Annotated in this window: 7 protein-coding genes; 5 read left to right on the forward strand and 2 right to left on the reverse strand. The window is 65.6% G+C overall.

The window, feature by feature from the left end; translation table 11 throughout:
• On the forward strand, positions 1-353 hold a 353-nt coding region (locus A5634_RS19225), incomplete at its 5' end, for a glycerate kinase (RefSeq protein WP_172831744.1).
• 99 nt (positions 354-452) lie between these two features.
• Positions 453-809 (forward strand): HesB/IscA family protein, encoded by a 357-nt coding sequence (locus tag A5634_RS19230; protein ID WP_065145624.1) that lies wholly within the window; start codon positions 453-455, stop codon positions 807-809.
• 4 nt (positions 810-813) lie between these two features.
• Here the strand turns inward: A5634_RS19230 and A5634_RS19235 are convergent, their stop codons facing one another.
• A complete protein-coding gene (locus A5634_RS19235) occupies positions 814-1479 on the reverse strand; it encodes an Rv0361 family membrane protein (RefSeq protein ID WP_065145625.1) in 666 nt (221 codons plus the stop codon).
• A 169-nt stretch (positions 1480-1648) separates the two neighbouring features.
• Here A5634_RS19235 and A5634_RS19240 point away from each other — a divergent pair, with 169 nt between their 5' ends.
• The gene (locus A5634_RS19240; protein WP_065145626.1) at positions 1649-2623 is read left to right on the forward strand and encodes a carbohydrate kinase family protein; all 975 of its coding nucleotides are present in this window, start codon (positions 1649-1651) and stop codon (positions 2621-2623) included.
• Positions 2624-2654: 31 nt separating this feature from the next.
• Here the strand turns inward: A5634_RS19240 and asnB are convergent, their stop codons facing one another.
• Positions 2655-4640, reverse strand: coding sequence for an asparagine synthase (glutamine-hydrolyzing) (gene asnB, locus A5634_RS19245; protein WP_065145627.1), 1986 nt, complete (start codon positions 4638-4640; stop codon positions 2655-2657).
• A 223-nt stretch (positions 4641-4863) separates the two neighbouring features.
• Between asnB and ctaC the strand changes: the two genes are divergently transcribed.
• Positions 4864-5931: an aa3-type cytochrome oxidase subunit II gene (gene ctaC / locus A5634_RS19250; protein WP_065145628.1), complete on the forward strand. Its 1068-nt coding sequence runs from the start codon at positions 4864-4866 to the stop codon at positions 5929-5931.
• A 9-nt stretch (positions 5932-5940) separates the two neighbouring features.
• The gene (locus tag A5634_RS19255; protein ID WP_065145629.1) at positions 5941-6360 is read left to right on the forward strand and encodes a cytochrome c oxidase subunit 4; all 420 of its coding nucleotides are present in this window, start codon (positions 5941-5943) and stop codon (positions 6358-6360) included.
• Positions 6361-6508 lie beyond the last annotated feature (148 nt).

Consider the following 6508-nt stretch of genomic DNA (forward strand, 5'->3'; position numbering starts at 1 on the left):
AATCCGGTGCCGCGATTTTCGCCGAGCTGACGAATTTCGACGACGATCTGGCCGACGCGGACATGATCGTGACCGGCGAAGGCCACTTCGACCAGCAGTCTCTGCACGGAAAAGTGGTGGGCGAGATCGCCAGCGCCGCCCGTGCGCTGGGGATTCCGGTGATTGTGCTGGCGGGCCAGGTTTCGGTAGACAAATCAACCAGCCGGGTGTCTGGCATCATGTCCGCGCTGGCCATGTCCGAATACGCGGGTTCGGTCCGGTTGGCACTGGCCGACGCGGCCAATCAGCTGATGGGTTTGGCGTCTGAGACGGCGGCGCGACTCGGGAATAGCGGCCCGCCGGGGTACCGTTGACGTAGTGGGTTTTCCCCCGACCAGGCCCCAGCTGCGATTTGGACCGACCGGATCGAGCTGGCGGCGCCTACCCGGACCACGAGGCATGTAGGAGATGCAATGACGGTGCAGAACGAGTCGACCGCCGCGACCCACGGCGTGATCCTGACCGAGGCCGCTGCCACCAAGGCGAAGTCGCTGTTGGACCAGGAGGGACGCGACGATTTGGCGCTGCGGATCGCGGTCCAGCCGGGCGGGTGCGCCGGCCTGCGTTACAACTTGTTTTTCGATGACCGGACGCTGGACGGCGACCTGACGGTGGATTTCGGTGGCGTCGCACTCACGGTGGACCGGATGAGCGCCCCTTACGTGGAAGGCGCGTCGATCGATTTCGTCGACACCATCGAGAAGCAGGGCTTCACCATCGACAACCCGAACGCCAGCGGCTCCTGCGCCTGCGGCGACTCGTTCAACTGACGGGCTAGTACTGCCCCGCGGTGCGCAACACGTAGGAGCACACCAGGATCTGCCCGCGCTGGAACAGTAGCTGCGCGATGCCCTGCACCTGACCCCGCGGCGGTCCACCAACCGCCGGGGTCACTTGCATGCTGAACAGCGCCTGGGCCTGGTACTGCGACAAGTACACAATCTTGTCGATGGAGGTCACTTCGACCTCGGAGAACTGCTTGCGGAAGGCGTCGCTGCTCAGCTTCGCCAGCGCCTGGTCGGAGCGCTTGTCCTTGACGGCGTCATAGATCCCGCACAACGCGTTGCGCACGATGACCTCGGTGTCGCGGTGCGCCAGCGCGTTCAGGTAGCTCTGGATGGCCGCTTTGGCCGGGCCCTCGGAGAAGGATCCGCCGGTGTTGGCGCCGTTGGTGCGAACCCCGTAGACGATGGCCGTGGTCAACGCGGCCACCAGCGCGATAGCCAACAGCACGCCGATCAGCAGCCGCTTGGGCCGTCTGCCGGTGGCCGGCGGCGGGTAGCCGGGACCGGGGTAGTTCGGAGCTTCGCCGGGAGTGGGCGGAAAGTCCAGCGTTTCGGGTTCACCTGCCCCCGTTTGCGGGTAGGGCTGTGCCTGCTGGGATGCCTGTTGGGGTCCCTCTGCGCCGAGGGCAGGGTTCGGCGGGTGCGGACCGGCCATCGTTGTTCTCCTACGCTGGGGGACGAAGCGACGAGCGGGTTGCCGCTGAAGAATCGAGCCGCGGCAACCAGGTGAGTGCTCTAGGCAGGCTAGCGCAACGGGTGCGGAAGGCCTGGCCGACGTTCATGAGAGGCTAGACGGTCTTTAAAAAACGAAGGGCGGAGATTTAGTGACGATCGCGGTGACCGGTTCTATCGCTACGGACCATTTGATGCGTTTTCCAGGAAAGTTCTCCGAGCAGCTGCTGCCGGAGCACCTGCACAAGGTGTCGCTGAGCTTCCTGGTCGACGACCTGGTGGTACATCGCGGGGGGGTGGCCGGAAACATTGCCTACGCCATCGGCGTGCTCGGCGGCAGTGCCGCACTGGTCGGTGCGGCCGGTGAGGACTTCGCCGACTACCGCGACTGGCTGCAGTCCCACGGGGTCAACTGCGACAACGTGCTGATCTCCAAGACCGCCCACACGGCGCGCTTCGTCTGCACCACCGACACCGAGATGGCCCAGATCGCGTCGTTCTATCCCGGCGCCATGTCGCAGGCCCGCGAAATCTCGTTGGCCGAGGTGGCCAAGAACACAGGCAACCCGGAGTTGGTGATCATCGGCGCCAACGACCCGGCGGCCATGGTGGTGCACACCGACGAGTGCCGCAAACTGGGACTTCCCTTTGCCGCCGACCCGTCCCAGCAGCTGGCCAGGCTGTCCGGCGACGAGATCAAGCAGCTCATCGACGGCGCCGCGATCCTGTTCACCAACGACTACGAGTGGGATCTGCTGCTGTCCAAGACGGGCTGGACCGAGGCCGACGTGGCCGCGCAGGTCGACCTGCGGGTGACCACGCTGGGCGCCAAGGGCGTCGACATCGTCGACCGCGACGGCACCACCGTGCACGTCGGCGTCGTGCCCGAAACCAGCCAGACCGACCCGACCGGTGTCGGCGACGCCTTCCGGGCCGGATTCCTGACCGGCCGCAGCGCCGGTCTGAGCCTGGAGCGTTCAGCGCAGCTGGGTTCGCTGGTGGCGGTGCTGGTGCTCGAATCGACCGGTACCCAGGAGTGGGAGTGGGACCGCGCGGTGGCGGAGTCCCGGCTGGCCAGCGCCTACGGCGACGACGCGGCCGCCGAGATCGCCGCGGTGCTGGCCTAGTTTGCGCGAGAAGGTGCGCGTCTTCTCGCGCTCATAACTCGACCGGGTACACGGGCTCGCTGATCTGCGGCACCACGGTGTGCTCGACGAAGATCGCGTGCCAGAGCATGAAGATCAGCACGGTCCACAGTCGCCGGCTGTGATCGCTGTCGCCGACGCGGTGCTCGTCGAGCATGCGGCGCACCGCCTCCAGGTCAACCAGGTGACCGGCCTGCGAGGAGCCGACCATCTCGTAGGCCCACTCCTGCAGCTCACCGGCACGCAGCCAGTGCCGGATCGGAACGGGGAAGCCGAGCTTTGGCCGGTGCAGCACGTGGGCCGGCACGATCGGCTCCAGGGCGCGCCGCAACGCGTATTTCGTGGTGGTGCGGGTGATCTTCGCCTGGTACGGCAGCCTGGACGCCACCGCGAACACCTCGGGATCCAGGAACGGCACCCGCAGCTCCAGCGAATTGGCCATCGTCATCTTGTCGGCCTTGACCAGGATGTCGCCGCGCAACCAGGTGAACAGGTCGATGTGCTGCATGCGGGCAACCGGGTCCCAGCCTGCCGACTCGGCATAGATCGACGCGGTGACGTCGGTGTGCGTCCATTCCTCGCGGAAGCGGGGGAGCACGTCGCGCAACTGCGCGTCGGAGAAGCTGCGGGCATTGCCGTAGTAACGCTCCTCGAGCGTCAGCGAACCCCGGTGCAGCAGGCTCTTGCCGCGCATCCCCTCAGGCAGCGGCCTAGACACCTTGCCCATCGACCGGCGCAGCGTGCGCGGCAGGTAGTCGAACGGCTTGAGCGAGAGCGGTTCCCGATAGATCGTGTAGCCGCCGAACAGCTCGTCGGCGCCTTCGCCAGACAAGACCACCTTGACGTGCTTGCGGGCCTCCCGCGCGACGAAGAACAGCGGCACGAGTGCGGGGTCGGCAACCGGCTCGTCGAGGTACCAGACGATCTCGGGCAGCGCGCCCACGAACTCCTCGGCGCTGACCACCTTGGCGATGTGCCGGGCGCCGATCGCCTCCGCCGAGGCCACGGCGACGTCCAGCTCCGAGAAACCCTCGCGTTCGAAACCGGTGGTGAAAGTGATCAGACGAGGGTTGTGCCGGATCGCCAAAGCCGCGATTGCGGTCGAGTCGATCCCGCCCGACAGAAATGACCCGACGGTGACGTCGGCGCGCATGTGCTTGGCTACCGAGTCCTCCAGGACCGCGGTGATCTCGTCGTAGCGGGCCTGCTCGGTGTCGGGGGAGATCGGAACCGGTGAGAACCGCGGCACGAAGTAGCGGGTGACCTCCGGGGCCGCGCCGGGTCGAATTCGGGCATAGCAACCCGATTCCAGTCGCCGCACGCCGCGGTGCAACGTTTCGGGCTCCGGGACGTACTGCAAGACGGTGTAATGCTGTACCGCGCGCTCGTCGATGCCGGTGTCGAATTCGATCAAATCCGCCAGGTCCAGCAGGCACTTCTTCTCGCTGGCGACGGCGGTACCGCCGGTACCGGTCGCCATGAACAGCGGCTTGATGCCGAACGGGTCGCGCGCGCAGAACAGTTCGCGGGTCACGGTGTCCCACAGCGCGAACGCAAACATGCCACGCAGCCGCTTCAGTACCTCGGCGCCCCAGTAGTGGTAGCCGGCGACGATGGTCTCACCGTCGCCGTCGGTGGCGAAAACGGCGCCGTGCTCGGCACGCAGTTCCTCGCGTAGCTCCAGGTAGTTGTAGATCTCGCCGTTGAACACCAGCACGTAGCGTTCGGGCTCCTGCGGCGGTCCCCAGCGCAGCGGCTGATGCGAATGCGCGATGTCGATGATGGACAGCCGGTTGAAGCCGAAAACCACGGATCCGTCGGCGTCGAGGTCCGCCCAGGTGCCCGGTTCGTCCGGTCCGCGGTGGCGCATCAGGTGCGACGCGCGGGCGATCGCGCCATCGGCCAGTGCGGCATGAGCGGCCTGAGCGGCCGCTGCCTCGGCCCCATCCAGGCCGTCGGGAGTCGCCGAAGCGCTCAAGTAGGCCAACAGTCCACACACGGCGCCCCAGTATGCCGCACTCCGACGACCCATGCGTTTGTCGCTCCCGGCGGGTCCCGGTGACCAGGCAGTCGCCTGCCGGGAGGGCGTGGTCTACGCTGCGTAGTATTCGACATCCGAGTTACACCGAGTTCGGTCCGGGCTATCTCAGCGGGCAGTCGGCACAGCTTGCGATACAGGAGGCGTTAACGTGACACGTCGCGGGCAGGTTAGTTCGCACAGCTTGTCGCAGTGCAGGTCTGAGCACTCTTCCGGAGGAGTGCGAGGTCTGTCCCGTCGTCTTCGTCCGGTGGCATTGACCGCGGCGCTGGCCCTGCTCGCGTTCACCCTGAGCGGATGCACCTGGGAAGACGCGATGGCGCTGGGTTGGCCCAAGGGCATCACCCCCGAGGCGCACCTCAACCGTCAGCTGTGGATCTGGGCAGTGGTCGCCTCGCTCGTCGTCGGCGCGATCGTGTGGGCGCTCATTTTCTGGACGTGCGCCTTCCACCGCAAGAAGAAGACCGACACCGAACTGCCCCGCCAGTTCGGCTACAACATGCCGCTGGAACTCGTGCTCACCGTCACGCCGTTCCTGATCATCTCGGTGCTGTTCTACTTCACGGTCGTGGTGCAGGAGAAGATGCTGCATCTCGAGAAGGACCCCGAGGTCGTAATCGACATCACTTCGTTCCAGTGGAACTGGAAGTTCGGCTACCAGCGGGTGGCCTTCAAGGACGGCACCCTCAACTACGAGGGTGCCGACGAGGCGAAGAAAAAGGCGATGACGTCCAAGCCGGAAGGCAAGGACCACCACGGTGAGGAACTCGTCGGACCGATCCGGGGCCTCAACACCGAGGACCGCACCTACCTGAACTTCGACAAGGTCGAAATCCTGGGCACCAGCACCGAAATCCCGGTCCTGGTCCTGCCGGCACACAAGCGGATCGAATTCCAGATGGCCTCAGCCGACGTCATCCACGCGTTCTGGGTGCCCGAGTTCTTGTTCAAGCGCGACGTGATGCCCAACCCGGAGGCCAACCACTCCGTCAACGTCTTCCAAGTGGAAGAGATCACCACCACCGGAGCCTTCGTTGGCCACTGCGCCGAGCTGTGTGGCACCTATCACGCAATGATGAACTTCGAGGTTCGCGTGGTGGAGCCCAACGACTTCAAGGCCTTCCTGCAGCAGCGCATCGCCGGCAAGACGAATGCCGAGGCGTTGCAGGCGATCAACCAGCCACCGCTGGCCACGACCACCAAACCATTCGATACCCGTCGCGGCGAATTGGCCCCGAGCCCAAGAGGTTAGGACAACTCCATGCACATCGAAGCCAGGTTGTTTGAATTCGTCGCCGCATTCTTCATCGTGGTGACGGTCCTGTACGCGGTGCTGACGGCCGTGTTCGCCACGGGCGGCGTCGAGTGGGCGGGTACCACCGCGTTGGCCCTGACCGGGGGCTTGGCGGTCATCGTCGCCACCTTCTTTCGGTTTGTCGCCCGTCGTCTGGATACTCGCCCCGAGGACTACGAAGGCGCTGAGATCAGCGATGGTGCAGGCGAATTGGGTTTCTACAGCCCGCACAGCTGGTGGCCGATCATGATCGCGCTGTCCGGCTCGGTGGCCGCCGTCGGTCTCGCGTTCTGGCTGCCGTGGCTGATCGTCGCCGGTGTGGCGTTCATCCTTTCCTCGGCGGCTGGACTGGTCTTCGAGTACTACGTGGGACCCGAGAAACACTGATCGGATCCGAAAAGGTCACAATCTGGTCACCAGTGACCGGTGCCCAGTTTGGCGAGGGACCTGCGTCCCGGCCGGTTGGGTAGGGTTTCCGAGGCACCGTGAGTTTTCACCGAGTGCACGATGCGACAGCGGAGCCCCGCGCGCTGGT

It is taken from the genome of Mycobacterium asiaticum (genome assembly GCF_001673365.1).
GTDB lineage: Bacteria > Actinomycetota > Actinomycetes > Mycobacteriales > Mycobacteriaceae > Mycobacterium > Mycobacterium asiaticum_A.

What these genes read in the sequence shown, in the direction of transcription:
- A5634_RS19230 (WP_065145624.1), top strand. Translation starts at nt 453, where the DNA reads ATGACGGTGCAGAACGAGTCGACCGCCGCGACCCACGGCGTGATCCTG.
- A5634_RS19255 (WP_065145629.1), top strand. Translation starts at nt 5,941, where the DNA reads ATGCACATCGAAGCCAGGTTGTTTGAATTCGTCGCCGCATTCTTCATC.
- A5634_RS19235 (WP_065145625.1), bottom strand. Translation starts at nt 1,479, where the DNA reads ATGGCCGGTCCGCACCCGCCGAACCCTGCCCTCGGCGCAGAGGGACCC.